Origin of the sequence: Fictibacillus sp. 23RED33 (genome assembly GCF_015903925.1) — a bacterium.
In the GTDB taxonomy this organism is placed as follows: Bacteria; Bacillota; Bacilli; order Bacillales; family Fictibacillaceae; genus Fictibacillus; species Fictibacillus phosphorivorans.
This window is the reverse complement of record NZ_JACZDX010000004.1, coordinates 226,017-251,712: the sequence shown is the minus strand read 5'-3', so window position 1 is coordinate 251,712 and position 25,696 is coordinate 226,017. Positions and strand designations below refer to the sequence as shown.

29 protein-coding genes are annotated in these 25,696 nt (G+C 40.3%); 13 read left to right on the top strand and 16 right to left on the bottom strand.

The window, feature by feature from the left end; all coding sequences use genetic code 11:
• Positions 1-75 precede the first annotated feature (75 nt).
• The 3 genes from IHV09_RS15835 to IHV09_RS15825 form a co-directional block, all read right to left on the bottom strand.
• Positions 76-1,818: an ABC transporter ATP-binding protein gene (locus tag IHV09_RS15835; protein WP_197264932.1), complete on the bottom strand. Its 1,743-nt coding sequence runs from the start codon at positions 1,816-1,818 to the stop codon at positions 76-78.
• A 106-nt stretch (positions 1,819-1,924) separates the two neighbouring features.
• Positions 1,925-2,452 (bottom strand): nucleoside tri-diphosphate phosphatase, encoded by a 528-nt coding sequence (gene ntdP, locus IHV09_RS15830; protein WP_066242704.1) that lies wholly within the window; start codon positions 2,450-2,452, stop codon positions 1,925-1,927.
• Positions 2,453-2,844: 392 nt separating this feature from the next.
• Positions 2,845-3,018, bottom strand: a complete 174-nt coding sequence (locus IHV09_RS15825; protein WP_082861254.1) for a gamma-type small acid-soluble spore protein — start codon at positions 3,016-3,018, stop codon at positions 2,845-2,847.
• Between the two features lie 146 nt (positions 3,019-3,164).
• On the opposite strand from IHV09_RS15825, the gene IHV09_RS15820 reads away from it, so the two are divergent.
• Complete coding sequence (locus tag IHV09_RS15820; protein WP_153238266.1) at positions 3,165-3,389, top strand: hypothetical protein; 225 nt, start codon at positions 3,165-3,167, stop codon at positions 3,387-3,389.
• A 229-nt stretch (positions 3,390-3,618) separates the two neighbouring features.
• Here IHV09_RS15820 and IHV09_RS15815 read toward each other — a convergent pair whose 3' ends face one another.
• Genes IHV09_RS15815 through IHV09_RS15805 form a run of 3 tightly spaced genes read right to left on the bottom strand, consistent with a single transcriptional unit; the run spans position 3,619 to position 5,808 of the window.
• Positions 3,619-4,374 carry an SDR family NAD(P)-dependent oxidoreductase gene (locus tag IHV09_RS15815; protein WP_197264931.1) on the bottom strand — a complete coding sequence of 252 codons (756 nt, stop codon included), beginning with the start codon at positions 4,372-4,374 and terminating at the stop codon, positions 3,619-3,621.
• Complete coding sequence (mutY, locus tag IHV09_RS15810; RefSeq protein ID WP_197264930.1) at positions 4,371-5,492, bottom strand: A/G-specific adenine glycosylase; 1,122 nt, start codon at positions 5,490-5,492, stop codon at positions 4,371-4,373. The genes IHV09_RS15815 and mutY overlap by 4 nt, the downstream gene beginning before the upstream one ends.
• Position 5,493: 1 nt before the next feature.
• Positions 5,494-5,808: a hypothetical protein gene (locus IHV09_RS15805; protein ID WP_197195939.1), complete on the bottom strand. Its 315-nt coding sequence runs from the start codon at positions 5,806-5,808 to the stop codon at positions 5,494-5,496.
• A gap of 37 nt (positions 5,809-5,845) precedes the next feature.
• On the opposite strand from IHV09_RS15805, the gene IHV09_RS15800 reads away from it, so the two are divergent.
• Positions 5,846-6,847, top strand: a complete 1,002-nt coding sequence (locus IHV09_RS15800) for a metal-dependent hydrolase (protein ID WP_197192118.1) — start codon at positions 5,846-5,848, stop codon at positions 6,845-6,847.
• 13 nt (positions 6,848-6,860) lie between these two features.
• Here the strand turns inward: IHV09_RS15800 and IHV09_RS15795 are convergent, their stop codons facing one another.
• On the bottom strand, positions 6,861-7,127 hold the full coding sequence (locus tag IHV09_RS15795) for a YfhJ family protein (protein ID WP_197134041.1): 267 nt from the start codon (positions 7,125-7,127) through the stop codon (positions 6,861-6,863).
• A 100-nt stretch (positions 7,128-7,227) separates the two neighbouring features.
• On the opposite strand from IHV09_RS15795, the gene sspK reads away from it, so the two are divergent.
• Entirely contained in the window at positions 7,228-7,383 is a 156-nt protein-coding gene (gene sspK, locus IHV09_RS15790; RefSeq protein WP_066242730.1) for a small, acid-soluble spore protein K, read from the top strand.
• A 30-nt stretch (positions 7,384-7,413) separates the two neighbouring features.
• A complete protein-coding gene (locus IHV09_RS15785; RefSeq protein ID WP_370568716.1) occupies positions 7,414-7,590 on the top strand; it encodes a YpzG family protein in 177 nt (58 codons plus the stop codon).
• 283 nt (positions 7,591-7,873) lie between these two features.
• On the opposite strand, the gene IHV09_RS15780 is transcribed toward IHV09_RS15785, so the two are convergent.
• Positions 7,874-8,179 carry a YfhH family protein gene (locus IHV09_RS15780; RefSeq protein WP_137791576.1) on the bottom strand — a complete coding sequence of 102 codons (306 nt, stop codon included), beginning with the start codon at positions 8,177-8,179 and terminating at the stop codon, positions 7,874-7,876.
• A gap of 58 nt (positions 8,180-8,237) precedes the next feature.
• Between IHV09_RS15780 and IHV09_RS15775 the strand changes: the two genes are divergently transcribed.
• Entirely contained in the window at positions 8,238-8,918 is a 681-nt protein-coding gene (locus tag IHV09_RS15775) for an SDR family NAD(P)-dependent oxidoreductase (RefSeq protein WP_370568991.1), read from the top strand.
• Here IHV09_RS15775 and recX read toward each other — a convergent pair.
• The 3 genes from recX to IHV09_RS15760 form a co-directional block, all read right to left on the bottom strand.
• Positions 8,905-9,720: a recombination regulator RecX gene (recX, locus tag IHV09_RS15770; protein ID WP_197264928.1), complete on the bottom strand. Its 816-nt coding sequence runs from the start codon at positions 9,718-9,720 to the stop codon at positions 8,905-8,907. The genes IHV09_RS15775 and recX overlap by 14 nt on opposite strands.
• 202 nt (positions 9,721-9,922) lie before the next feature.
• Positions 9,923-10,129, bottom strand: a complete 207-nt coding sequence (locus IHV09_RS22835) for a YbdD/YjiX family protein (protein WP_197134032.1) — start codon at positions 10,127-10,129, stop codon at positions 9,923-9,925.
• Entirely contained in the window at positions 10,126-12,228 is a 2,103-nt protein-coding gene (locus IHV09_RS15760) for a carbon starvation CstA family protein (RefSeq protein WP_197134029.1), read from the bottom strand. Before IHV09_RS15760 ends, IHV09_RS22835 begins: the two co-directional genes overlap by 4 nt.
• A gap of 103 nt (positions 12,229-12,331) precedes the next feature.
• On the opposite strand from IHV09_RS15760, the gene IHV09_RS15755 reads away from it, so the two are divergent.
• The 5 genes from IHV09_RS15755 (at position 12,332) to IHV09_RS15735 (ending at position 15,774) form a co-directional block, all read left to right on the top strand.
• The gene (locus IHV09_RS15755) at positions 12,332-13,225 is read left to right on the top strand and encodes a TIGR01777 family oxidoreductase (protein WP_231618343.1); all 894 of its coding nucleotides are present in this window, start codon (positions 12,332-12,334) and stop codon (positions 13,223-13,225) included.
• Between the two features lie 30 nt (positions 13,226-13,255).
• A complete protein-coding gene (locus IHV09_RS15750; protein ID WP_197134026.1) occupies positions 13,256-14,386 on the top strand; it encodes an amidohydrolase in 1,131 nt (376 codons plus the stop codon).
• A 254-nt stretch (positions 14,387-14,640) separates the two neighbouring features.
• On the top strand, positions 14,641-15,207 hold the full coding sequence (locus IHV09_RS15745; RefSeq protein ID WP_197134023.1) for a GNAT family N-acetyltransferase: 567 nt from the start codon (positions 14,641-14,643) through the stop codon (positions 15,205-15,207).
• 88 nt (positions 15,208-15,295) lie between these two features.
• A complete protein-coding gene (locus tag IHV09_RS15740; RefSeq protein ID WP_197134020.1) occupies positions 15,296-15,433 on the top strand; it encodes a hypothetical protein in 138 nt (45 codons plus the stop codon).
• Positions 15,434-15,609: 176 nt separating this feature from the next.
• Positions 15,610-15,774, top strand: a complete 165-nt coding sequence (locus tag IHV09_RS15735; RefSeq protein WP_197134017.1) for a YfhD family protein — start codon at positions 15,610-15,612, stop codon at positions 15,772-15,774.
• A gap of 232 nt (positions 15,775-16,006) precedes the next feature.
• Here IHV09_RS15735 and IHV09_RS15730 read toward each other — a convergent pair whose 3' ends face one another.
• Together IHV09_RS15730 and rlmD are read right to left on the bottom strand one after the other, a co-directional pair.
• On the bottom strand, positions 16,007-16,570 hold the full coding sequence (locus IHV09_RS15730) for a maltose acetyltransferase domain-containing protein (RefSeq protein WP_197264927.1): 564 nt from the start codon (positions 16,568-16,570) through the stop codon (positions 16,007-16,009).
• Positions 16,571-16,597: 27 nt separating this feature from the next.
• Positions 16,598-17,989 (bottom strand): 23S rRNA (uracil(1939)-C(5))-methyltransferase RlmD, encoded by a 1,392-nt coding sequence (gene rlmD / locus IHV09_RS15725; protein ID WP_370568990.1) that lies wholly within the window; start codon positions 17,987-17,989, stop codon positions 16,598-16,600.
• Between the two features lie 248 nt (positions 17,990-18,237).
• On the opposite strand from rlmD, the gene IHV09_RS15720 reads away from it, so the two are divergent.
• Positions 18,238-20,670, top strand: a complete 2,433-nt coding sequence (locus IHV09_RS15720) for a carbohydrate binding domain-containing protein (RefSeq protein ID WP_370568989.1) — start codon at positions 18,238-18,240, stop codon at positions 20,668-20,670.
• A gap of 106 nt (positions 20,671-20,776) precedes the next feature.
• Here IHV09_RS15720 and pdaA read toward each other — a convergent pair whose 3' ends face one another.
• From pdaA to IHV09_RS15705, 3 genes are all read right to left on the bottom strand, one after another.
• Positions 20,777-21,586 carry a delta-lactam-biosynthetic de-N-acetylase gene (gene pdaA / locus IHV09_RS15715; RefSeq protein ID WP_370568992.1) on the bottom strand — a complete coding sequence of 270 codons (810 nt, stop codon included), beginning with the start codon at positions 21,584-21,586 and terminating at the stop codon, positions 20,777-20,779.
• A gap of 360 nt (positions 21,587-21,946) precedes the next feature.
• A complete protein-coding gene (locus IHV09_RS15710) occupies positions 21,947-23,494 on the bottom strand; it encodes a fumarate hydratase (protein ID WP_144703919.1) in 1,548 nt (515 codons plus the stop codon).
• A 107-nt stretch (positions 23,495-23,601) separates the two neighbouring features.
• Complete coding sequence (locus IHV09_RS15705) at positions 23,602-23,793, bottom strand: SE1561 family protein (RefSeq protein WP_066243343.1); 192 nt, start codon at positions 23,791-23,793, stop codon at positions 23,602-23,604.
• A 134-nt stretch (positions 23,794-23,927) separates the two neighbouring features.
• On the opposite strand from IHV09_RS15705, the gene yfkAB reads away from it, so the two are divergent.
• Complete coding sequence (gene yfkAB, locus IHV09_RS15700; RefSeq protein WP_197192132.1) at positions 23,928-25,046, top strand: radical SAM/CxCxxxxC motif protein YfkAB; 1,119 nt, start codon at positions 23,928-23,930, stop codon at positions 25,044-25,046.
• Between the two features lie 111 nt (positions 25,047-25,157).
• Positions 25,158-25,475, top strand: a complete 318-nt coding sequence (locus IHV09_RS15695; RefSeq protein WP_066243338.1) for a winged helix-turn-helix transcriptional regulator — start codon at positions 25,158-25,160, stop codon at positions 25,473-25,475.
• Positions 25,476-25,696: the final 221 nt, after the last annotated feature.

Sequence of the window (25,696 nt, the reverse complement as noted above, 5' to 3'; positions counted from 1 at the left end):
TCATGTGCCTTTGAAACTACAATCCCGTTTAAAAGCTATAAAAAAGACCAGCATCTCTGCTGGTCTCGTCTAAAATTAACTTAGTTGTTGAACCATGAATAGGTCATAATAGGCGCCTTGTTTTTCCATCAATTTCTTATGGTTACCGATTTCTACGATCCTGCCGTGATCGATCACGATGATTCGATCCGCATGCGTTATAGTGGAAAGTCGGTGGGCCACAATGAACGTTGTTCGATCTTTTGCAAGTTTTTCTAAAGCTTCTTGAATTAAATGTTCACTCTCAAGGTCGAGTGCAGAAGTTGCTTCATCAAGAATAAGGAGCGGTGGATTTTTTAAAAAGACACGAGATATAGCCACTCGCTGCTTCTGACCGCCAGATAATTTGACTCCACGTTCCCCGATCTTGGTATCATAACCCTCCGGAAGGCTCATTATGAATTCATGTGCATTAGCCGCTTTAGCAGCCGCAATCATGTCTTCATCTGAAGCCTCTGGATTACCCATAAGAATATTCGCGCGAACAGATTCACTAAAAAGAATATTATCTTGAAGAACCATACCGATATTATCTCTTAGTGTTCGCACTTTAAAATCGCGGATATCCGTTCCATCGAGCTTGATGCTTCCTTCTGATACGTCATAAAAGCGTGGAATCAAGCTGATCAACGAAGATTTACCTCCGCCACTCATTCCCACAAGAGCAATCGTTTCACCTGCTTCAACCGATAAGGAAACATTATGTAACACATCCGCTTCTTCCTCGTTGTAAGTGAATGATACATTTTCAAAATCAAGCTTTCCTTTTACCGATGTTAAGGATTTCGCCTGAGGAGAGTCTTCAATATCATAGGACTCATCTAAAAACTCAAACATCCGGTCCATAGACGCGATCGATTGTGTCAGTGTTGTAGATGAATTCACTAGTCGTCTAAGTGGATTATATAGTCGATCCATATACGCTACAAAAGCAACTAAAGCCCCAATTGTAATGTTTCCTTGAATGCCTTGATACGCTGCAAACCCAATAACAAGAAGCGGCGCGATATCTGTTACAGTATTTACGACCGAGAATGTCTTTGCGTTCCATTTTGTGTGATCCATTGCACGGTCTAAGAAGTTGCGGTTTCGTTTATCAAACTGAACCTGCTCGTGATCTTCGAGTGCAAAACTGCGGATGACTGACATACCTTGAACGCGTTCATGCAGATGGCCTTGCACTTCAGCTAGAGCCTGCGAACGATCTTTCGTTAATTGACGAAGTCGGGCATAGAAAAATTTTACCGAAAACCCGTAAACCGGAAGCATGGATAAGGCTACGATCGTTAGCCAGAAATCCATAGAGAACATGATGGCCGCTGCAATAATTATCGTCGCCATATCTAGCCATACATTCATAAGACCGGTAATGACAAACGTTTTTGTTTGCTCAACGTCATGGATGACTCTTGAAATAATTTCGCCTGATTTATTGTTTGAATAAAAACGCAGACTCAAGCGTTGGATATGATCAAACATCTTATCACGAATGTCATATAAAACCTTCGTCCCCACCCACTGTGCATAATATTGTCTCCAGTATTCGATTGGTGGTCGAAGCACAACAAATATGAGTGCAGCTCCGCCCATGAGCCAGTAAAGTTTGTTTAACTTTTCATCTACCGGCAATGAGACTTGAATGATATCATCCACTACATATTTTAAAATCAGTGGTGTTAGCAACGGGATACCAAACTTGGCTAACCCGATTAAAATCGTCCAAAAGATTTGCCACTTGTATGGTTTTACAAATTTCAAATAACGTTTAATACTATCCATTTCATTTCACCATTCTTTCTTTCATAAAAAGAAAACTTGGCAAAGCGCCAAGTTAACCAAAGATAAAAAAAGGATAACCTGTTGACTCTTCAACAGGTTTTCCTTTTTATCGGAATTCTAAATATCTTTCGTACCATTGTTCCACAAATCCAGGTTCAAACGGCCCCTTTTTTTGTGTGACCATCAAGATTAATTCTTGAAGGTTCTTCTTAATAATCGTATCGAGCTGACTCGGATACCTCATCATTCTTTTATGCAGCTCATATTCATCTTCATCCAATAAGATATAAGTGCCATCTGGAAATACTTTTATATCAAGATCATAATCAATATACTTCAATGCTTCCTTGTCCCACATGAATGGTGAGCCTAGGTTGCAGTAGTAATAAATCCCGTCTTCTCGTATCATTCCGATCACGTTAAACCATTGCTTCGCGTTAAAGTAGCAAATGGCCGGTTCCCTCGTGCGCCATTGACGCCCGTCAGATTCAGTAACAAGAATCCGGTCGTTACCACAAATCACCTGACTAGGAGTCCCTTTCAAAATAACCGTATCTTCCCAGTTTCTATGAAGATAACCGTTATGCTTATAGCTTTGGATATTGATTATACTTCCGGTTGCAGGAAAACTCATCTCTCTCTCCTTTCTGCCCGAGTTCCGGAAGCTAATGTTACCTATTGAATTGTTAATTCTCCTTCCTCTTTAACCAATTGTCGGTAATTCACCAGCTCCATTAATAAACCTCGTTCTTCATTTTTTTCGATGTTTTTATTCCCGATCATTACTTTCTTTCATAACACACGCTTTTTTTCTCTTCTTTATTATATCGTTTTAAGAATAGTTTGGAAATGTACTTGTCCCTGTTTTTTTCATAAAAGCGCCTTTTTTCAAATAATTCCACTCGTCACTAGTATTCCCATCGGTCATGTTTAGAAAACGTATGTAATTCTTGTGAATGTCAGATAAAAAATGAAGAGGAACCAAAAAATGCTCCCTAGTGATTAGGGAGCATTCCTGGATAGAGGTTATTTTTGTTGTTGGTTTTTACCTTGTTGAGACTGTTGGTTTTGTTGGCGAACTTCTTGAGCGTTAGTTTCGCTAGCAAATTCAGTCCCGTAAGATTGACCAGCTTGTTGTTGTTGAGCGTTTTGTTGCTTTTGACGAGCTTGTTGTTGTTGTTGTTTTTGTTGTTTGTCCATGTTTTTCACCTCCACGAAATATAATTTACCCGGTGTAGTCCTTTTTTATAAGCACTTTTTTTATTAGATATTTCCAGTATTAAAACATTGAGATATAGGGGATAAATGAATGAATAACTAAATCTTGATAAAAGGAGGGACAACTCATGTATGTAGGAAGAGATATGACGGAATTGAGTATGACGAGTAAGACCGATTGGAAGGATGCGGAACTCGCATATTTTCACCACTCTTTGCAGCAGGTGGCTCCTTATTTAAACGAAGAAGGAACTAGCATGCACCGCGAGATCATTAAAGAGATTGAAGCAAGAGGCGGAATGAAACGAGATGAAGCCGATTGGACGCATGGGACTGAGGTTAAATACGATTGATATCCTGATTGACTGGGAATCGCTCATAAACCCTGGGAATCGCTCATAAACCCTGGGAATCGCTCATAAACCCTGGGAATCGCTCATAAACCCTGGGAATCGCTCATAAACCCTGGGAATCGCTCATAAACCCTGGGAATCGCTCGTCCAGCAAGCCTACCAGCTGCTGGACGAGCACAAACAAACAAGCCCCTGCACACTGCAGGGGCTTGTTTTTCCTTCATATCCTTTAAAAATTACTATAAGACTGTCCGCCATCCACGTTCAGCGTACTTCCAACGACCCATGATGACTTTTTGGAAGCTAAAAACACTACAACGTTGGCTACTTCTTCTACCGTCCCAAATCGGCCAGCAGAAATATGTTCTTCTACAAACGAATTGATTTTGTCTGGATCTTGTTCCAATCTTTTTTTCCAATTTCCTGTTTCATGCAAGATCGATCCAGGGGCGACGCCATTTACTCGAATCCCCTTCTTGATCATCTCGTCACCAAATGACTTTGTGAAGGAAATCATGGCTGCCTTGCTTGCATTGTACGTAGGCTTACCACCAGATTCTCGGCCAAAAATAGATGAAATATTAATAATAGCTCCACCGTCTGATTTCCCGCTCATTATCGCTGCCGCTTTCTTGCTCAGATCAACAGCTGAAAGAAAATTCAGATGCATCGCTTCTTCAAACTGCTCGATGCTTGTCTCCATAACAGAAGACCCATTGCTTCCACCTGCATTGTTAACCAAAACATCAATCGTTCCAAACTTTGTAACGAACTCATTCATCACTTCTTCACGATTATCGGCATTCGTTACATCACCTTGAAAAATTTCGATCCCATCTTTTTGAGTAGCTTCCAGATCAGCCAAGTTACGACCGACGATTCCTACTTTTGCACCTTCTTCTAAAAAGGCATGAGCAATACCTTGACCGATCCCTTTAGAACCACCTGTAACAAGCACAACTTTTCCTTCAAGATCTAAGTTCATACAATTAATGCCTCCTTTATAAGCCGAATGATTTTTTGATGAGAGACAGGAAATGGATATGTGTCAAGCTCGTCTACACTGACCCATTTCCAATCTGCCGGCAGCTGTTCTAAATTATCTTCACTTTCGATTTTTCCCTGCCAAATTTGAATTTCCCATTTTAAGTGAGAAAAAACATGCTCAATGTATCCTGCTTTATCTTCTACAGATGCTCCCAAATTCGTCTGTTCTTGTACATATCCAACCAACGCATTTATTTCTGCATCTTTGTGCTCCCCCACATACTCGGTGTTCGGAAATTCCCACATGTTAGCAAGCAAGCCTTCTGATGGTCTTTTGTGAATAAGAATTTTTCCATTACTATTCACTAGCACACCTGCAGTCATCTTAGCTGTTCTTACTTTTGTTTTTCCTAACTTTACAGGAAGTTCAGCTTGTCTTCCACTCTCAAACCCTTTGCATAATTCTCGCATCGGACATAATAAGCAAGCTGGTGATTTGGGTGTACAAATCAATGCTCCTAGCTCCATTAATGCTTGATTAAAAGAAGACGGATCTTCATGTGAGATCAGTTCCCTCACTGCTTTTTCAAAGAGTATACGCGTTTTTGGTTTACTGATGTCTTCTTCAATCAATAGAATTCGTGATAAAACACGCATAACATTACCATCAACGGCAGGTTCTGGAATACCGTACGCAATACTTAGAACCGCGCCTGCTGTATATGGGCCAACTCCCTTTAATCCAGCGATCTCTTTTGGCGTATTCGGTACTTTTCCTCCATAAGATTCGCATACTTCTCTTACTGCGGTTTGTAAGTTTCGAACTCGGGAATAATAACCTAGACCCTCCCATGCTTTTAAGACTTTTTCTTCATCCGCATAAGCGAGGTCCTGAAGCGTTGGGAACAGTTGAGTAAAACGTTCGAAATAAGGAATAACCGTATCTACTCTTGTTTGCTGAAGCATAATCTCAGAGACCCAAACACGATAGGGGTCTTGATTTTCTCTCCAAGGCAATGTTCGTTTGTTCTCGTTATACCAAGTTAACAAATGGTCTTGAAATTGTTTCACATATGAATCATTGAGGGAAAATATACTATTACTTGTTGTGTTCAATTTACAGATCTTCCTTTGTATTAAGCTTTTCAAACGCCCAGCAATGGACTTTTTCAAGTCCTCCTGTTACACATTCATTAAGTAATGAAAAAACAGGATGCTGAAGTGTAGTTCGATTTTTTTTAATCGTATCATATGATTCTTGATCATTAACTTGGAAACATTCAACATATAGGGAAGGCTGATCTGCTGCCCTATACCATTGAATATCAGAAGCTCCAAAAGCTTTAAGTTCTTGAATCACAGAAACCATTTGAGACTCATAATATTGAATGGAATCCGGACTTACTTTATACTCCATAAAAACTGTTAACATATTATTTCACTCCATTCCTACATAGGAGGTGATCGCCTTGGATACAGGCACTCATATTGTAATGGGGCTCGGGTTAGGTGGATTAGCGATGCTGGACCCTGCAATTGCAAATGATCCAGTGACCTCCCAAGCCATTCTTGCTGGGACACTAATCGGTTCCCAAGCACCAGACTTTGACACAGTACTTAAACTTAAAAATAATGCGGTATACATCCGCAATCATAGAGGGCTTACACATTCATTGCCTGCTCTTGTGATCTGGCCGCTGCTTTTATTTGGGGCTATCTCGTTATTTGTTCCTGAAGCTGATAACGGAAAGCTTTTGTTATGGACAGCGATCGCAGTTTTCCTTCATGTATTCGTTGATATCTTTAATGCTTACGGCACACAGGCACTGTACCCTGTTTCAAAGAAATGGATCGCACTAGGTGTCATCAGTATCTTTGATCCCTTTATCTTTTTCTTGCATATAGGAGGTTTGTTGCTCTGGTATGTTGGTGTTGATCCAGGATACACGTTCCTAACGGTATATATCATACTCGTCGTTTATTACATCATTCGAATCATGTCCAGGCAGCGAGTAAATAAGATTGTGCTGAAAAAGATTCCAGAAGCTGAAGAGATTTATGCTAGCCCTACGATTCGTTGGGGACAATACCATCTTGCCATTAAATCGAAGCATGAATTCTTTGTAGCCGGTTTGAAAAATGGAAAAGTTACGGTTTGGGATACGTTTGATCGTCTAGCTGTTCCAAAAACGAAATTGATCGATGCAGCGAAAAAAGATAAAAATATATCTGCCTTTCTTTCCTTTTCTCCTGTACACAGGTGGGAAGTCGAGAAAAACGATCACGGGCACCTCGTTCAATTTATTGATCTTCGATATAGAAGTAAAGGACACTATCCTTTTGTCGCGATGGTACAGTTAGATGAAAACTTGAACATCATTACTTCTTTTACAGGCTGGGTTTATTCTGAAGACCGCTTAAAAAAGAAGATGGAATTCTCTCCACTCGACCTCATCAACAATAATGAATAGGAAGAAGACGGGCTTATTGAATAGGCCCGTCTTTTTTTACAAATCGCTGAAATTTAGGATTGTTTGAAAAATACTCATGAAGCTTATGGCCATATGAAGTAATCAATTGGGTTACCATTTTCTCAGTAACCTCTTGTCCTTCATACTCCCATCCCGCTTTCGCTCGAGTAGACTCAAAATCTTCCCATAATCCTTCCACCCATTCCCTTGCTTCTTGATTTGTAAGGGCTGGGTTCTTTTCTTGCAGTAATTTCGCCAATCTGTCAAAACGCTCTTCCATTATTCTCCCTCCTTAACCAATTTTTAAAGAAACCCCCGTCACATAAAGGGTTCTCTCACGTTTCATACTAGTTGAGAACCGATAATAAGGAGGTAATCACATGCGCAATAAATCGAAAAACTTCCCTAATCGGATCTCCTTCTCAGGTGAGCCGAGATCAAAAGAAGAATTCTCTTCTAAACGGCCAGATGGATCCATTCGTGACCATCCGCAGGAACGAATGTTTTTGTCCAATCAACACCGAGATGATCAGTAACTCTTGCGGTTATGAATTTCATTCTGGGGGGTGAATCAGTTGAACAAGAAAGACTACTTCTCATCAACGCGATTTAACGGTAAATATTCTGACCCCTTTCACTCACCGCGTGCCAATTCGAAGCATGCGTACAACCAAGTGAACGGGGAGACCCAGCAAGCATTAAATAACTATGTGCTTGAAATTCAAACACGTAAGCGTTCATAGTGACGAATAAAGGAGCGGTCCTGTACCGCTTCTTTATTTTGTTTTTTATGTTTATAGTCTTTGTTGATTTCTGTTTTGAAGTTATTATCTTTAAGTGTTTACAATGCTTCTCTGACTAGTTGATTGGAGTGTAAGGTGCGAGACTCCTGGGGGATCAGCGGGACAGGTGAGACACCTAAGGGTGCAATGCGCCGAGGTGGCTCACCGCACGCCCCCCGGAAAGGGAGCACCTGAAACGGAGATCAACCACTTCCATAGACATCATTGTAAATGCTAAAACGTTTTATTCAAGAACTGAAATCGGCAATGCTTCGAGTGCACTTTGTTTATTTTTGTAACCCCAGGCAAAAATACCATTTAGGTACAGCACAGAAAAAGTCGATCCCGGGTCCCCTTGAATTCCGTACTCTTTCCCGCTTTCGATCGTTGACGGGTCCATCAGATAGCATTTACCCATCGCGATCTTGCGTTCATAAACTGCGTACTCACTTACCATACCCATTTGTTCTGCTTTTTGTGCTTTTGCTCGAAGGGAAGCAATTTCGCCTTTAATTTCAACTTCTGTCATCTCGCTGAATCTTTTTTCCATTTGATTACTTCCTTTCTTTTCTGTACCCTATATATGCTTAAGAATTAACTACATAGGAGTGATAATTTTGAGTAAGACTGTCATTATTACGGGCGGCGGTTCAGGCTTAGGACTCTCACTAGCCCGCGAATATAATAAAACGTACAACGTATATCTCGTTGGTCGTAATGAGAAAAAATTAGAGGAAGCTGTTCAATCATTCACTCACAGCGAAAACAAGGTATCGTTTAAAGTTTGTGATGTTACGAATTACGAACAAACAGAATCCATATTGCAATCCATCTTTCAAAGTGAGAACGTTCACTTGTTGATCAATAATGCAGGTATGGGAGTTTTCGAGCCTCTTGAAAACTTATCTAAAACAGATATTACAGGAATGCTTGAAACGAATGTTTATGGCACGATTTTCCCAACGAAGATTGCTTTCCCGTTATTTAAAAAACAGGGCTTTGGCAAGGTCATGAATATCATTTCCACTGCTGGCTTACGCGGAAAGGTAAATGAATCCGTCTATTGTGCTTCTAAGTTTGCCGTTAGAGGATTTACAGAAAGTCTCGTAAAGGAATGGGACGGATCGAATATCTATCCCACAGCCGTCTATATGGGTGGAATGGATACGCCATTCTGGGATGAATCCACTCATATTGCAGATCGCTCACGTTTAAAGTCTCCAGAGCAAGTTGCGTCACTAATCGTTGAACAGGACGACAACCGACCTGAAATCTTTATAGATCGTTAATTTCATCCCCGTTAAGCAGTTCTGAAATCACTTCGGAATTGAAGCCTTTGCTGTAAAGAAATTTCTTCATGCGTGACTCATATTCAAAGCCACTATACTTCTTATATTTTTGGTGAGCTTTGCGAGCATGCGCCAGCAAGGCTTCTTTTTCATCTTCAGCAGATTGACTGATCTTCGCTTCTTGAAATGCCATCTCAATAACATCCCACATATAGCCTTTTTGCTGAAGCTGCTGAGCAATCCTTTGCTTTTGTTCTTTCTCAGAACGTTTCTTTCCGCTTGAAAATTGTTTTTGAATAAACGCAATGCTAGCTTCTAGTTGTTCGTCATAACTGAACTGATCAAGTGCTTCTTCCGTGTGACGATCACTGATTCCTTTTTTCTTCAGCTCCTGCCGAATCATTCCGGGTCCTTTAAAGGATGTGTTCATACGGCTTCTTACGAGTGATTTTGCGAATGTTTGGTCATTCACAAAATCATACTCCGAAAGTTTTTGCAGAACACGTTTGATCGTGGCTTCAGGAACTTCCTTCTTTTCTAGATATACCTCGATCTCATGAGCCGTTCGCATTCGAAAAGATAAATAGTGAAGAGCTTTATTAAAAGCTTTTCGATATTGATCTTCTTCAATGATGGATTCCCATTCTTCTTCATCGATCTCCATACCTTTTTGAAGTGAAAATTTTATTAAAACATCTGCGTCTACGCTAAACGCAAATTCTTCTTTTGGGCCTTTTTGTATAAAAATATTGAATCGTTCGTCGTTTTTTTGCTGAGCAGAAATCCTTGTTATAACAGCCATCTACCCACCTTCTTTCACCAAATAGTGTACCATATCTTATGGATTTCGTACTGTTTAAACATCCTTCAAACCATCGATTTGTATCTGTATGGATTTGTTAACAAAAAGGGCACTGATCCATTCATGACATAAAAAAAGCACCCTCCCCGTTTTGGAGAGAATGCTTTTTCGTGAAAGTGCAACCTGCACTTATGAAGGCTTATCAACAACGTTTTGCATTTGCGCCATATTTATTCTCGAGCAACTCTGCAAAAAACTCTTTTTCAGTAGGCGGTGTGCGCTCTGGATGATTTTCTTTTAGGTGCTTCACATATGCTTGATAATCAGGGAGATTTGAGATGCCCTTTCCGATATATAAAAGGATCTGGAAGATGTTTTTCACCCATTGCCAAGCGGCTTGAAATGTCACGATACATCACCAAGCTTTGTTTGTACAAACGGCTCTTCTGATGTTTCTAAAGGCTTCTCGCTCTTGACCGCCTTGTACCAGATGCGCATCGCATCAATCAGCACTCCTAAAATAAGCAACATAAAAATCGCGGTTAAATACGCGTTTAACGTATTGTTGAAGACCAGCTGTTTAGCAGCTTCCATGGAAGGTACAGTTGCAGGCAAATTGCCGCTCGCTATTGCTTCCTTCATCACTTCTGCTTGTTTCAAGAAACCAATTTTCGGAACATCAGAAAAAATCTTTTGCCAAGCAGCTGAGAACGTTACGATCATCAACCAAGCAAGGGGAACTAATGTGACCCATACGAACTTCTTCTTGCCCATCTTCAAGATAACAGTTGTTGCCACGATAAGTGCGATGGCCGCTAACATTTGGTTAACGATACCGAACAACGGCCATAGTGTATTGATTCCGCCTAACGGATCAGTTACACCAACAACTAAGAAATAACCCCAGCCTGCAACGACTAACGCACTCGTGAAATATACAGCCGGCATAGAGTCTGTTTTTCGAAGCGGCTTATATATTTGTCCGAGAAGATCCTGCAACATAAACCTGCCTACCCGTGTACCTGCGTCTATGGTGGTTAGTATGAACACGGCTTCAAATAGTATCGCAAAATGGTACCAGAACGCCATCAATTGTGGCCCACCGATCACTTGCGAGAAAATTTGGGCGATCCCTACTGCTAACGAAGGAGCACCGCCTGTACGAGAAAGAATCGATTCCTCATCCACATTTTTAGCGAGCTCATTGATCTCATCTGCTGATACTGTGAAACCCCAAGAGGATATCGTGGTAGCAGCGGTCGCGACATCCGTTCCGATCGCAGCACCTGGTGAGTTGATCGCAAAGTAAATCCCTGGAGTTAATAGCGTTGCCGCTACCATCGCCATAATCGCAACAAATGATTCAGTTAACATTCCGGCGTAACCGATCATAGGAGCATGCTGCTCGTTCGCAATCAGTTTAGGAGATGTGCCTGAAGAGATCAGAGCATGGAAACCAGAGATGGCTCCGCATGCAATCGTAATGAACAAGAACGGAAAAAGGTTCCCTGCGAATACAGGCCCTGTTCCATCAATAAATTTAGTAAGTGCAGGCATCTGAATCTCAGGCATTACGATAAGAATACCGAGTGCCATCATTCCGATTACCCCTACTTTTAGAAACGTACTTAAATAGTCTCTTGGTGCAAGAAGCATCCAAACAGGTAGAACGGATGCAAGGAAGCCATAAACAATCAGCATCCAAGCTAAAGTCTCACCATCGAAAGTAAAAAGAGGTGCTAGTGTTGGTGAGTCTGCTACCCATTGGCCGCTGACCAAAGCAAATATTAACAATACAAAACCAATTATAGACGCTTCCCCTACTCTTCCCGGGCGTAAATATCGCATATAAACACCCATGAAAAGAGCGATTGGAATGGTCATGGCAATCGTATATGTACCCCATGGGCTGGACTTGAGTGCGTTAACAACTACTAGTGCAAGCACGGCAATTAAAATAACCATAATAGCAAAAACACCGATCAGCGCTAGCATTCCACCAACTGGCCCTATTTCTTCCTTTGCAATCTGACCGATTGATTTACCTCTACGTCTCATGGAAATAATTAAAATAACAAAGTCTTGTACAGCACCAGCAAGAACAGCTCCGACAATAATCCAGATGGTTCCTGGAAGATATCCCATCTGTGCCGCTAATGTTGGACCTACAAGGGGACCTGCACCTGCGATCGCTGCAAAATGATGTCCATAAAGGACCCATTTGTTAGTTGGTACATAATCCTTCCCATCTGCATACCTTTCTGCAGGTGTTGCATTGTTTTTATTAAGGCTGAAGATTTTTGTAGCAATAAATCTTGCATAAAAGCGGTATGCAATAGCATACGTACACAATGAAGCAACAACAAACCAGATCGCGTTGATCTTCTCATCTCTTTGAAGCGCGATGATCGACAAGGCGATTCCACCAGCTAAAGCAATCCCAATCCATAAGAGCGCTTTCAAAAAGGGGTTCTTCTTTTTTGCTTGCACATTTCTTTGGAGCTCCATAAGCCTTCTTTCCTCCTTAATAGGGTAATATAATATGTACAAGATGAATTATATCAAATATTCATAATTTTTAAATAAATAAATTGGAAAGAGGTGGATTACCTTGAAAAGAATCTTAGTAACCGGAGGCACTGGCTTTGTAGGGGGATTTCTAACCAAGCACCTTACAGCGCTTGGAAATGAAGTCTATATTCTGACAAGAAAAGATAAACAGTCAGAGAAAAAAGGCGTTCAATATGTGCAATGGATGGGAAGCAATGAACCTGACCTGCCTCCGATCGATGCCGTTGTTAACCTTGCTGGAGAATCTATAAATGGCAGATGGACCGATGAAAAGAAAAAATCGATTTTAAACAGCCGCTTAAAGGTGACAGAAGAATTATTAAAGCTTGTTAAGAAGATGCCTCAAAAGCCTTCTGTTTGGGTTAACGCTTCTGCCATAGGGTATTATGGTACTTCTGAAACCGAAGTGTTCACAGAGAGATCCTCAAAGCATGGCTCTGACTTTTTAGCCGAAGTCGTAAAAGCCTGGGAAACAAAAGCATCAGCAGCAGAATCCCTTGGTATCAGAACGGTTTTCACACGGTTCGGCCTCGTACTAGGTAAAGACGGTGGAGTACTTCCCCAGCTAAGCCTTCCCTATCGATTCTTTGCAGGGGGTACGGTTGGTTCAGGCGAGCAGTGGGTTTCATGGGTGCACGTAGAAGATGTAGCAAAACTCATTACAGAAGCCATAGAGAATGAACAATACTCAGGACCTGTAAATGTTACTTCCCCACATCCTGTTAAGATGAAAGAATTTGGTCAAGTAACAGCTGACGTTATGCATCGCCCACACTGGCTCCCGGCACCATCTATAGCTTTTAAAATCATGTTTGGAGAGATGAGTATGTTGATTCTCAAGGGACAGCACGTCCTTCCTGAAAAAGCGGGAAACTTAGGCTATACGTTTACATATCCTCACTTAAAGGGGGCTTTACATGATTTGTTACAATGATAATAAAAATAATTTATCAGGTGACACATTATGAAAACATTAATCCAAAAAGCAAAAGTATATCCGATTACGAGCAGCGAACTTCAGCAAGGAGATGTTCTAGTAGAAAACGGCAAAATCTCAGCTGTCGAAGCACACATAGAACCGTCAGCTGACATGGAGATCATCCAAGCTGAAAACCTGCATCTTCTACCAGGATTCATTGATGTTCATACTCATTTAGGTTTGTATGATGAAGGAACAGGCTGGGCTGGAAATGATGCTAACGAGACGCACGAGGTGCTCACTCCTCACATCCGTGCGATCGATGGCTGCCACCCTCTAGACATCGCCTTTAAAGATGCTGTTCGTTTTGGAGTAACTACTGCTCACATCATGCCCGGAAGTGCAAATGTTATTGGTGGAACAACCTCTGTTATCAAAACGCATGGTCATGACATTAGAAAGATGATTATTAAGGAAACAGCAGGACTTAAAATCGCGTTGGGTGAAAATCCAAAACGTATCCATAGTGGACGTCATAATGATTCCATCACTCGTATGGGAATTATGGGCATGCTTCGTGAAGCCTTCTATCAAGCAAAAGATTCAGCGTATCAAGATAATTTGCGTGTTGCACCGATCGCAGCTGCTTTAAACCGTGAGATTCCTGTTCGCATTCATGCTCACCGTGCAGATGATATTCTTTCGGCTATCCGTTTTGCGGAGGAATTCAACTTAGATTTTCGTATTGAACACTGTACAGAAGGCCACCTTATTGCAGACTCATTTAAAGACTTGAACTTGAAAGTAAGCGTTGGTCCTACTCTGACACGAAAGTCCAAAATCGAACTGAAGAACAAATCATGGGAAACGTATCGTATACTATCTGAAAATAATGTTGATGTTTCCATTACGACCGATCACCCTTACATCCCTATACAGTATTTAAACGTTTGTGCGGCAATTGCTGTAAGGGAAGGTTTGAGTGAAAAAAAGGCGCTTGAAGGGATCACCATCGCTCCTGCCAGAAATCTTGGAATAGATGATCGAGTAGGCAGTATCGAGCCAGGAAAAGATGCAGATTTATCCCTTTGGACCGAGCATCCGTTCCACTTTTCTGCTACCCCTGTTATGACCATGATTGACGGTGAAATAATTTACAAAAAATCTACAAAATAACTATTTTCTTTTTTGAAAAAATGTCTTATGATACAAATAGAGCAACATGCGGATTAAGCGAATCCGGAACATTTTAAAAGTCGCTCAAGAGTCAAATACAACATTATTTTCATAAATTAAATATTGAAGCAAGGGAAGGCAATTGGTGCGCCACCAGCTATGACTGGTCCTAGTGGGTTCGATTCCCACCCCGAATTAATTTTTATTCTTAATTCGAGGGTGGGGGATACTTCTGCCCTCTAGGAGGGATTAAATTGTTGAAAAAGCGTGATTTATCAGAGAGTCATGTTCTTTACAATTTAATGGTGCACCCAGACGTCTTCCCTTTTGTGCGTCAAAAAGCGGCTTCATTCGAAGAATTTCTATTTCTAACGAAGCAAACGATCGAGGAAGAGGACCAAGGAAACATTATTTCCAGAACGATTTTGGATGAGTGGCATAATCCAATCGGCACCATTAATTTATTTGATGTCCAAGATGGCTATGGCTTTCTTGGCACCTGGATTGGTCAGCCTTACTTTGGAAAAGGGTACAATTCTTTAGCAAAAGATGCTTTCTTTTCTGAATTGTTTTATGAAAAAGATATCCACACAATCTTTATGCGTATTCGTAAAGTAAATATTCGTTCACAAAAAGCAGCTGAAAAAATTCCTTATGTGACGTTAGCCAACGAAACAAGAAAAGATGTTTATGATCAGTTAAACCAAGGTCAGGATATCTATAACCTATATCAGATTGAAAAAGATAACTATCTCATGCACATGCTTCGTACTCAATCACAGCCTCTTGAAATTGTGGAAGAACAGTTAAAGGAAGCTTAATACAGGTAATGTGTACACTTACTCTGCGCATACTAATGAACATCACTCCTATTGAGTGGTGTTTATTTTTTTCTAAGGAGGTAAAGTTATGGAAAGCCGTAAACAACAAGCAAAAGAAAGAAACAACGATCTAACAAAAACACAAGAAATTCTATATAAAGAGGAATTAAAGTCTGCAGAATCAACGGCAGAGACACAAGAAATGACAAACGAAGATAATTCCTAAGTTTTTCTTCATAGGCACGTCCCGTGGAAAGCGAGCATCTGAAACGGATTTTCTAAAAGGATGATTCTTCCTATAATATTTAGCTGAAAAATGCACATTCTATAGTTGAGGACAAGTTCCTCAATTGCTTTTGTTTTACGTTTCAAACATCGTGATATCTTTAAGGAGGTATTTGTGTGGAAAAACGTAACCGAAAGTCCTCATTGCACAATAATGCTAAAGCTTCTCAAGCCAAAGGACTTGATGTCGAGTACTCAAGTGAATTGGCAGATCAAAACGATCTTGAAGCACAAGCACGTGCACAAGCCGCTGACCGACGCCAGAAAAAAAGTCGTCGCTAAGTGCAAAAAAGACCTGCTGGGATAGCAGGTCTTTTTTTAGTATAGAAATCCTTATGGTTTTAATATATTGTGGACAAAGTTATCCACAACACTGTTGATAATGTTGATATTTGAAATTAACATAATAGTTATTGTGTGCAAATTTGTGCAAAACACAATAGTTATGCACATTTTCTGTGGAAAAACATGTGGATAGTGTGTATATTTCTGAATTTTTTAAGCTTTAAATATATTATTTCATTTCAATCGTTTTAATGATTCTTGCTGGGTTACCCCCAACTACTACGTTAGCCGGAACATTTTTGGTGACTACAGCTCCAGAAGCTACAACCACATTATCTCCAATTTTTACACCTGGATTAATAATGACTCCCCCACCGAGCCAAACGTTATTTCCAATTTCAACAGGTTTTCCATACTCTACACCCGAATTTCTTTCACTTGGATCTAATGGATGTGTAGCCGCATAAACATGAACACCTGGTGCCAGCATACAATTATCTCCAAATCGAACTTCACACACATCTAAAATGGTACAGTCAAAGTTGGCATAAAAGTTTTCCCCAACATGAATGTTATAGCCATAATCACATTTAAAGTTCGGTTCTATTCCAACATTCTGACCGGTTGATCCGAATAATTTTTTTATTAAAGATGTACGCTTATCCACTTCCTCTTCTGTTGTTGCATTGTACTCTCGAGTCAGTCTTCTTGCTTGAATTCGTTCGTTTACAAGCTGCTCATCATCGGGACGATACATCTCGCCATCTATCATTTTCTCTTTTTCCGTTTTCACACAGCAGCATTCCCTTCGTATCTTGACTTATTTCAGTACTAACGTACAAACAGCTTCAACTTGTGATGTTTGCGGAAACATATCCACAGGAGTGATTTGTTCTACTTTATAACCATTACTTATTAACATGTGGACATCTTTTGCTAATGTTGACGGATTACATGAAACGTAAATCATTTTTTTAGGTTTTGTTTTTATGATTGTATCTAAGAAAACAGGATCACACCCCGTTCTTGGTGGATCCACCACTACAACGTCGGGTTGCCAGCCTTCTTTAACCCATTTCGGGAGAAGTTTTTCTGCTTTTCCCGTTTCATAAAAAGCATTTTTGATGTGATGTTTGTCAGCATTTTTTCTAGCATCCATGATGGATTCTTTAATAATATCCATCCCTCTCACTTCTTGGGCATCTTTTGCAAGCCACATGCCGATCGTGCCTGACCCACAATATGCATCAACGACCTTTTCATTACCAGTAAGGTTCGCCTGCCTTTTTACCTCGTTATATAAGCTCACGGTTTGCTCAGGATTCAATTGAAAAAATGCACGCGCTGATAGCTCAAAACGAAGATCGCCAAGATGCTCAGTAATCGTATCTTTTCCGTAAATCTCATCCGTCTGATCACCAAATACAAGCGAAGTTTTCTCTTCGTTTACATTTTGAACAAGAGATGTCACTTGAGGCAGTCTTTTCTTGATCTCTTCTATAAAAAGTTCTTTTTTCGGCAACTCAGTGGTTGCAGTTACGATTACTAGCTGAATTTCATCTGTACGGAAAGCCGTCCTGACTACAATCGTACGAATGCTTCCAGTTTGTTCTTTTTCGTCATATACAGGAAGGTTCAGATCTCTAATAATCTGTTTCACTTTATTCGTTACAATATTCGTATCTTCGTGTTGTACGAGACAATGATCAATGTTAATCAGCTTGTGTGAGTTGCTGCTGTAAAGACCAGCAATGATAGTATCATCGATCTTACCCACCTGAAACTGAGACTTGTTGCGATAGGCCCAAGGCTCATCCATTCCAATTGTTTTTCTCACATTCAATTTATCCCTATGAATCTTTGTGTATCGCTCGAAGGCTTGCACAACAATATCTCGTTTTTCTTTTAGTTGCGCTGGATAGGACATATGCTGAATCTGACATCCCCCGCACGTCTCATAGATCGGGCAAGGTGGTGTTACTCTATCCTTTGACTTTTTAAATACTTTTTTAATCTTTGCTTCTGCTCGATTTGGAAAGACTTTTGTAATAATAACCGACATTTCTTCACCCGGAATCCCTCCAGGGACAAATACAACTTGTCGTTCATGAAATCCGATTCCTTCTCCATTGATACCTAATCGTTTAATGGATAAAGGAATTGTCTCGCCAATCTTCATAATGGGATTATTTTGTTTAGTATTCTTCATCATATCTTCACTCGTTTCTTAGCTAAAAGTGGCTTTCCTTATTGTAGACGAAACTTGCTTGTTCTACCAACTTCAATCTCAATCAAAAAAAGAGTTTATATAAAAATAATACTAAAGTCAGATTGTCTTGAATTTTTATAATCTCTATAATAGCTTTAACGAAAGCGCTTTCGTAAATAGCGCTTATCATTTTTTTGTATTTTCGAAACCGCTTTCGTTTCAGTATTTATAATAAAGGAGGATATTGCTCAGTGAAAAAAATCTATGCCTTTGCTCTCTCTGCTTTATTAATGATGCCTAGCGGGGGGACTGCCTCTGCAGATGACGATGTGGATAAAGAAGTACAAAAAAAGAAAGGGAAAGCGAAATGGTCTCTTACTTGGTCAGATGAATTTAACAAACCTCAAATTGACCCAAAAAAGTGGACGTATGATATCGGTAACTGGATAAAAGATGAAGATGGGAATCTCATTACACCAGGCTGGGGAAACAATGAAAAACAGTATTATACGAACTCAGATGAGAACTCATTTATCAAAGACGGTAAATTGATTATCCGTGCTAAAAAAGAAAGTACGACTGATGACTCAGGTACTTATGATTATACGTCTGCCAAATTAAAAACAAAGGGATTATTCAGTCAAACGTATGGCCGGTATGAGGTTCGCGCTAAATCTCCTACTGGTAAAGGATTGTGGCCGGCGGTTTGGATGTTGCCTGAAAAGGACCGATATGGCGGATGGGCTGCATCAGGGGAAATAGACATCATGGAAGCTTGGGGAAGTAAACCTAATAAAGTAGCTGGCACGCTCCATTATGGGGAGACTTGGCCAAACAATCGGTATACAGGAAAAGAGTTTGAATTCCCTTTTAACGAGGGAATCAATACTTGGCACACATATGCCATCGAATGGGAACCTGGTGAGATCAGATGGTATGTAGATGGTGAACTGTACCAAACGCAAAATGAGTGGTATGCAAAAGGACAAAATAATCCGATCAAGTACTCGTATCCAGCGCCATTCGATCAAAACTTTTATTTAATCATGAACCTAGCTGTTGGCGGATGGTTTGATGGAGATCCTGATGAAACGACTACGTTCCCTCAACAGATGGAGATTGATTATGTTCGTGTATATGAGATGAAAAACCGCGATTACCGAGATCCAGTGGAACCTACTCCAAAACCTGTTGAACTGCCTGAAGATGCTAAACAACCTCTTGAAGATGGAAACCTGATTTATGACGGAAACTTTGAAAGACCTTTTACACTTATCAATCAAAATGAACAGCCTTTCGATCCATCCTACTGGAATCTTGTTACCCTTCCCGACTTTGGTGGTGAAGCTTCAGCTGATAAAGAAATGATCGATAATACGAATTTTGCAGTGATCACTCCACAAGTTCCTGGAGCATTTTCACATTCTGTTCAAGCGATCCAACTTCTTTCACTCGGTAAAAGCGGACGTTACAAAGTTAGCTTTGATGCAAAAGCAGCATCTGATCGACAAATGACTGTTAAAGTTGGCGGTGGCGCAGAGCGAGGTTGGGGTAAATACTCCAATGAAGAAAATATCAAATTAGGCACTGCACTTTCAAGTTATTCCTTTACTTTTGATATGCTTGCCGATACAGACCTTGCTGCTCGATTAGAATTCAATCTAGGAAACAACGGAAGCGTTCCTGTTTGGATCGGTAACGTGCGTGTAGAAGAAGTTACAAATGAGCCCATTGATGAGTCCGCCTCTAAGCCACCACTTCGCGATGGTAACCACATTTATAACGGAACATTCGATCAAGGCGCGATGGATCGATTAACGTACTGGAACTTTGTTTCCAAACACAAAAAAGATAGAGCTGTTGTTAGCGAGAAATCTCGTGAATTTCATGCTGATTTAAAGGGACACTCTACTAACAAAACAGATAGATACCTTGTTCAAAAAGGAATCCAATTGATCAAAGGAAATGAATACCTTTTAACTTTTAAAGGAAAAGCCGATAGAGCTCGATCCATTGCAATTGGTGTGTTAGATGAAAGCGGCAAACAGTACTATGTAACACCAGCTAAAGTAACTCTGAACAAAAAGAGTGATACGCACGAGGTAAGGTTTACGTATGAAGGAGAAACGTCAGATTATAATAGCCAGTTAATCTTTTACTTAGGCGGCAATCCTGCTGATGTTTACTTAGATGATATTGTTTTGAAAAAATTAACCAACATTCCTGATTACAACGATGTGGAAATGAAACCATTAAAAAATGGAGATTTTCTTTCCGGCCTTTCATTTTGGAGCCCCTACATTCATTACGATGCTAACGCTGAAATTATGAGTGAGGAAGGCAAAGCCATGATTAACATCAATTCTGAAGGAAATGAGCCATGGAGCGTTCTTTTAGAACAAGGCAATTTAAAATTAGTTAAGGGATTGAATTACGAACTACGTTTTTCGGTTTCCTCACAGATCGCTCGCAACATAGAGGTAACGTTAGAGAACGCACAGTACAAGCGTTATTTTGCTGAGAGCATTGAAATCGGAACTGAAAAAACCACCTATACGTACAAAATAACCCCTACTGATACAGATACGTTGTCTTTAAAGTTCCTTTTTGGAAAAAGTCTAGGATCACCACTAGGCGAACATGAGATCTATCTCGATGACGTGCAGCTATCTGTTTTAAAATAATCCTTGAACGCTTAAACCACTGTTTTCTCAAAAGCAAAGGTTTAAGCGTTTTTTGTATCCTTTTAGTACAAAAAGAAACACCTTCGCAAAGTATGCAAAAGTGTTTTTAAGACTTAAACAATAATGGTGTTGGCACAGATTTCTTAAGCTGTAAGTCGTCTAAGCTTTTGAATGTGTAGCCTCTTTTTTGAAGGGCTTCAATCGTGCGTTCGAGTGCATCTGCATTGTCTTTAGAAACCGTATGCAGAAGCATGATGCTACCTGGATGAATCTGCTTCATGATCTGATTGTATGAATATTGCCAACCACGCTGTTTATTGGTTTCCCAATCTAAAAAGGCAAGTGACCAGAACACATGTGTATAGCCTTCTTGTTTAGCAAGCATAATCGTTCTTTCGCTAAACACTCCTCTTGGAGGTCGAATATAATTCATATCAGTTTTACCTGTTATCTCCGTGTATCTGTGCTTTACTTTTTCAAGCTCGTTCTTCAAACGTGCATCAGACACTTGGGTAAGATCTGGATGGTAATAAGAGTGATTCCCAACAATATGCCCTTCTTCAGCCATTCGTTTAATTAGGTGAGGGTGAGTCTTCATAAATTGTCCGGTTACAAAAAAGGCTGCAGGTACTTTCTTTCTCTTCAAAACATCCAAAACGTTATCGGTATAACCGTTTTCGTATCCGTTATCAAAGGTTAAATAGATATCTTTTTTGGTCGGGTCCCCAATAAAAAGGCTATCGTATTTATGGACGAGCTCCATGTATCTTGCATCTGTAATCGGAGGCTTCTCTTCCCCTTTTTTCTCAAAGTACCATTCCAGTCTTTGATTGGATACGCCTCTTTGAGCATAAATAACATGCGTTTGTGTAAAAAATATGATTGAAACCAATATTAGGCACAGGAGCCGATTGATTTTCATTAAACTTCCTCCTTCAAGCGACAACCTATACCTTTATTTTGGTGTAATTGTAGAAAACCATGCTAGGGATATAAAGGAAACGAGTGTAATTTGTTGAAACCAAATATCCTGGCGCTTTGTATCCGATAGTTAATATGGTGAATCCTAAAGTTTTGTGCTTCAATCCACAAATTTTGATGCCTAATCCTAAAGTTTTGTGTTTCAATCCATAAGTTTTTATGCTCAATCCTAAAGTTTTTGCGATTTATCCACGAGTCTACAAATATAGATATTTTTCGACACTCCCTATTCATCTCACGCTGTAAAAATAAAAAACCACAGTTCCATATCAGAACTGTGGCTCACACATTCATTTTATTTAAATACGGGATCTTTAAACTGCTCTAACTTCTGTAAGGACGATTTCTCCACATGCTCGTGTAGACTGTTTCCATGTGAATCCATCGTTACAACAGCTGTAAATCCATTAACACGAATGTGCCACATCGCTTCTGGAACACCGAATTCCATCAGGTCGACACCTTCAACTTTCTCCATGCACTCTGCGTAATATTGTGCAGCACCGCCGATAGCGTTTAAATAAACACCACCATGTTCTTTAAGAGCTGCTAATGTTTTTGGACCCATTCCACCTTTACCAATAACCGCGCGGATTCCGAACTTTTTCATAATATCACCTTGGTAAGGCTCCTCACGAATACTTGTAGTCGGTCCTGCCGCTTTTACAACCCAGTTTCCTTCAGCGTCTTTTGCCATTACTGGCCCGCAGTGGTAGATGATTTGACCGTTTAGATCGATTGGAGCAGGATTATCCATTAAGTGTTTATGAATAGCATCTCGACCCGTGTGCATCATTCCGTTGATCGTCACAACATCTCCGACTTTTAGCTCACGGATTTGCTCTTCGGTAATAGGAGCTTCAAGTGTGACACTTCTCGTCTTCTCTTCTTGCTGTTCAACAGCCGCAGCTGCTTCCTCTTCAGCTTTAGTGAAATCCACTTCTTCACCTTCTGTATACAACCAATCTTGAATTTCTCCCGTTTCAGCGTTAAGTTTTACCCCTAAACGACGGTAAGCCCAGCAGTTATAAGCTACTGATACAAAGAAACTCGCTGGAATACGATTGATCACACCAACTTTACAGCCTAGCAATGTCGTTTCACCGCCAAAGCCCATCGTACCGATACCGAGCTTATTCGCGTTCTCCATCACATACTCTTCAAGTTTACGAAGATTTTCGTTCGGATTAACGTCATCTACCGAACGGAATAGCATCTCTTTAGCAAGCTCATAACCTGATGTACGGTCGCCACCGATACCAACACCGATAAAGCCGGCACTACAGCCTTGGCCTTGAGCTTGGTAAACGGAGTGCATGATACATTTACGAATACCGTCTAGATCACGTCCCGCTCGTCCTAAGCCTTCTAATTCAGCAGGAAGGCTATATTGAATGTTTTTGTTCTCACAACCGCCGCCTTTTAAGATCAGACGAGCATCGATGTAATCTTCTTCCCACTGCTCAAATTTAATAACAGGCGTCCCGTCTCCTAAGTTGTCTCCACTGTTGTCTCCAGTGATCGAATCAACTGAATTCGGACGAAGTTTCGTGTCTTTTGTTGCATCCGCGATCGCTTGACGGATGGCTTTTTTCATCTTAATCTGGTTCGCTCCTACAGGAACTTTAATTTTAAAAGTAGGAAGTCCCGTATCCTGACAGATCGGCGAGACATTTTCATCTGCTTTTAAGATATTATCTGTAATCGTATCTAAAGACATCGCAGCACGTGTTCCGGCATTTTCTTTTAGCTTAGCTGCAAGAATGGCACGGCGAACGTCTTTTGGCAATTTCGTTGATGTTTCAACAATCAGCTTGTACATGCTTTCTTGAAATTTCTCCATCTCTTCACTACCCCTTTGTGACTTGCTATTGTAAGCGTAATCAAATTATTAATGAGTTCATTATAACAAAAAAAACCGTCTCTCTAATAAAGAAACGGTTTTCGAGCTTATTTTTCTTCCCAATCGTGACGGAACTGTTTGCACTTTTCTTCTAAGTCGTCCAGCATTCCGATGATTCGGTCGATCTCTTCAATTCCTGCTGTTTCAGCATCTATAGAATCTAAAACATCAACTAATAAGTCAATACGATTTTTAATATATTCTTTTTGAGAGGATTTATCCTGAATAGAGTTACCCATGTTGATCTCTCCTTTCCATCCCTTCTACTTTAACAAGGTCAACCGATTTTGCCAACAGAATATTATCCTTTTTCTTTAATGAGGCTTCGGTTAAGATAGATACTGTCCATTTATGGTCGCAAAGGAGATGTATGATGGTGTTAAAAACCGAATTAAAAGCGATTACCCCAAAGAATGATCCGTGGGAAGCTTATTTAGATATGAGTGAACATAATAAACTTCAGCTATCCAATATAGAAATAACGACAACCACATTGTGCAACATGCGTTGTGCACACTGCGCTGTCGGATACACGCTGCAAACAAAAGACCCTGAGCCTCTTCCACTTGACCTTGTCATCAAAAGACTCGATGAGATCCCTCAATTAAGAGCATTCAGTATTACTGGCGGTGAGCCGATGCTTTCCTTAAAATCAGTAAATAATTACGTTGTGCCACTTTTAAAATACGCAAGAGAACGTGGTGCACGCACTCAGATCAACTCAAATTTAACTTTAGATTTAGCACGCTACGAAAAAATTATTCCGTATTTGGATGTGCTTCACATTTCCCATAACTGGGGAACGGTGGAGGAATTTTCTGATACTGGTTTTGCGATGATGGAAAAGAAACCATCTGTTGAACAACGCCAAGCGTATTTCACCCGCTTAGTTGAAAACGCACAAGCTTTAACAAAAGCTGGTGTGATGGTATCTGCTGAAACGATGTTAAATAAGAAGACGTTGCCCTACTTAGAAGAGATACATAAACACGTTCTTGAGATGGGCTGTCAGCGCCACGAGATTCACCCTATGTATCCGAGTGACTTTGCTAGCACATTGGAAACCATCTCTTTAGAAGAAATGCGTGAAAGTATTCATCATCTACTTGATATTCGTGATAAGAATACTTGGATGCTATTTGGGACCCTACCCTTTTATGCTTGCTCTGAAAACGAAGAGGATCTGAGATTGATCAGAAGACTTCAAACAGAAGAAAATGTTACAGTGCGTAATGACCCTGATGGAAGATCGAGGTTAAACATCAACCTGTTTGATGGCAATATTATTGTTACAGACTTTGGGGATGCTCCTGCTCTCGGGAACATTAAAGACACGAGCTTGCTTGATGCTTATGAAGCATGGAACCAATCAGAACTTGCTAAAGAACTAAGCTGTCATTGCCCAGCTGTGCAATGTTTAGGACCGAACGTGCTTGTAAAGCATTCTTACTATCAAGAAGTTGATTTTAAAAATAATACCTCAAAGCTTTAAAGCGTTAAAAAGTTATAAACTTTACAAAAGTAAGTTTAAACCGTATAATAGGAGGCAAATATAGACTGTAGAAAAAGCATCGTTTTTTCATATAGATTGAGGTGAATGATAATGGATTATAGCACGATGTGTCCGAAGTACGAAGTAGCCATGGATATTATCGGCAAAAAATGGACAGGACTCATCATTCGCGTTTTGATGGATGGCCCTAAACGGTTTAAAGACATCAAGTCCCAGATTCCCGAAATGAGCGATCGTATGCTTACAGAACGGATGAAGGAATTAGAGTCTGTGGGAATTGTGAAACGTAACGTTTACCCAGAGACGCCTGTGCGAATTGAGTATTCACTGACGGATAAAGGTAATTCTTTAAAAACAATCATCAATGCCATTCAAGACTGGAGCGAACAATGGGTGGACCATTGTTAATTTTTTAAATGGTGAGAGATGGTACTTTTAAACCGTCCTCTTCATTGACAGTTGATTGAAGTGAAAGGTGCGAGACTCCTACGGGACGAGCGGTAAGGTGGAGACTCCTAATGGCGCAAAGCGGCAGGAGGCTCACCTTTCGCCCCGTGGAAAGCGAGCACATGTAGCGGAAATCAACTACTTTCAAAGTACAACAAAGGTGAAGCAAAAAGAAAGGACAG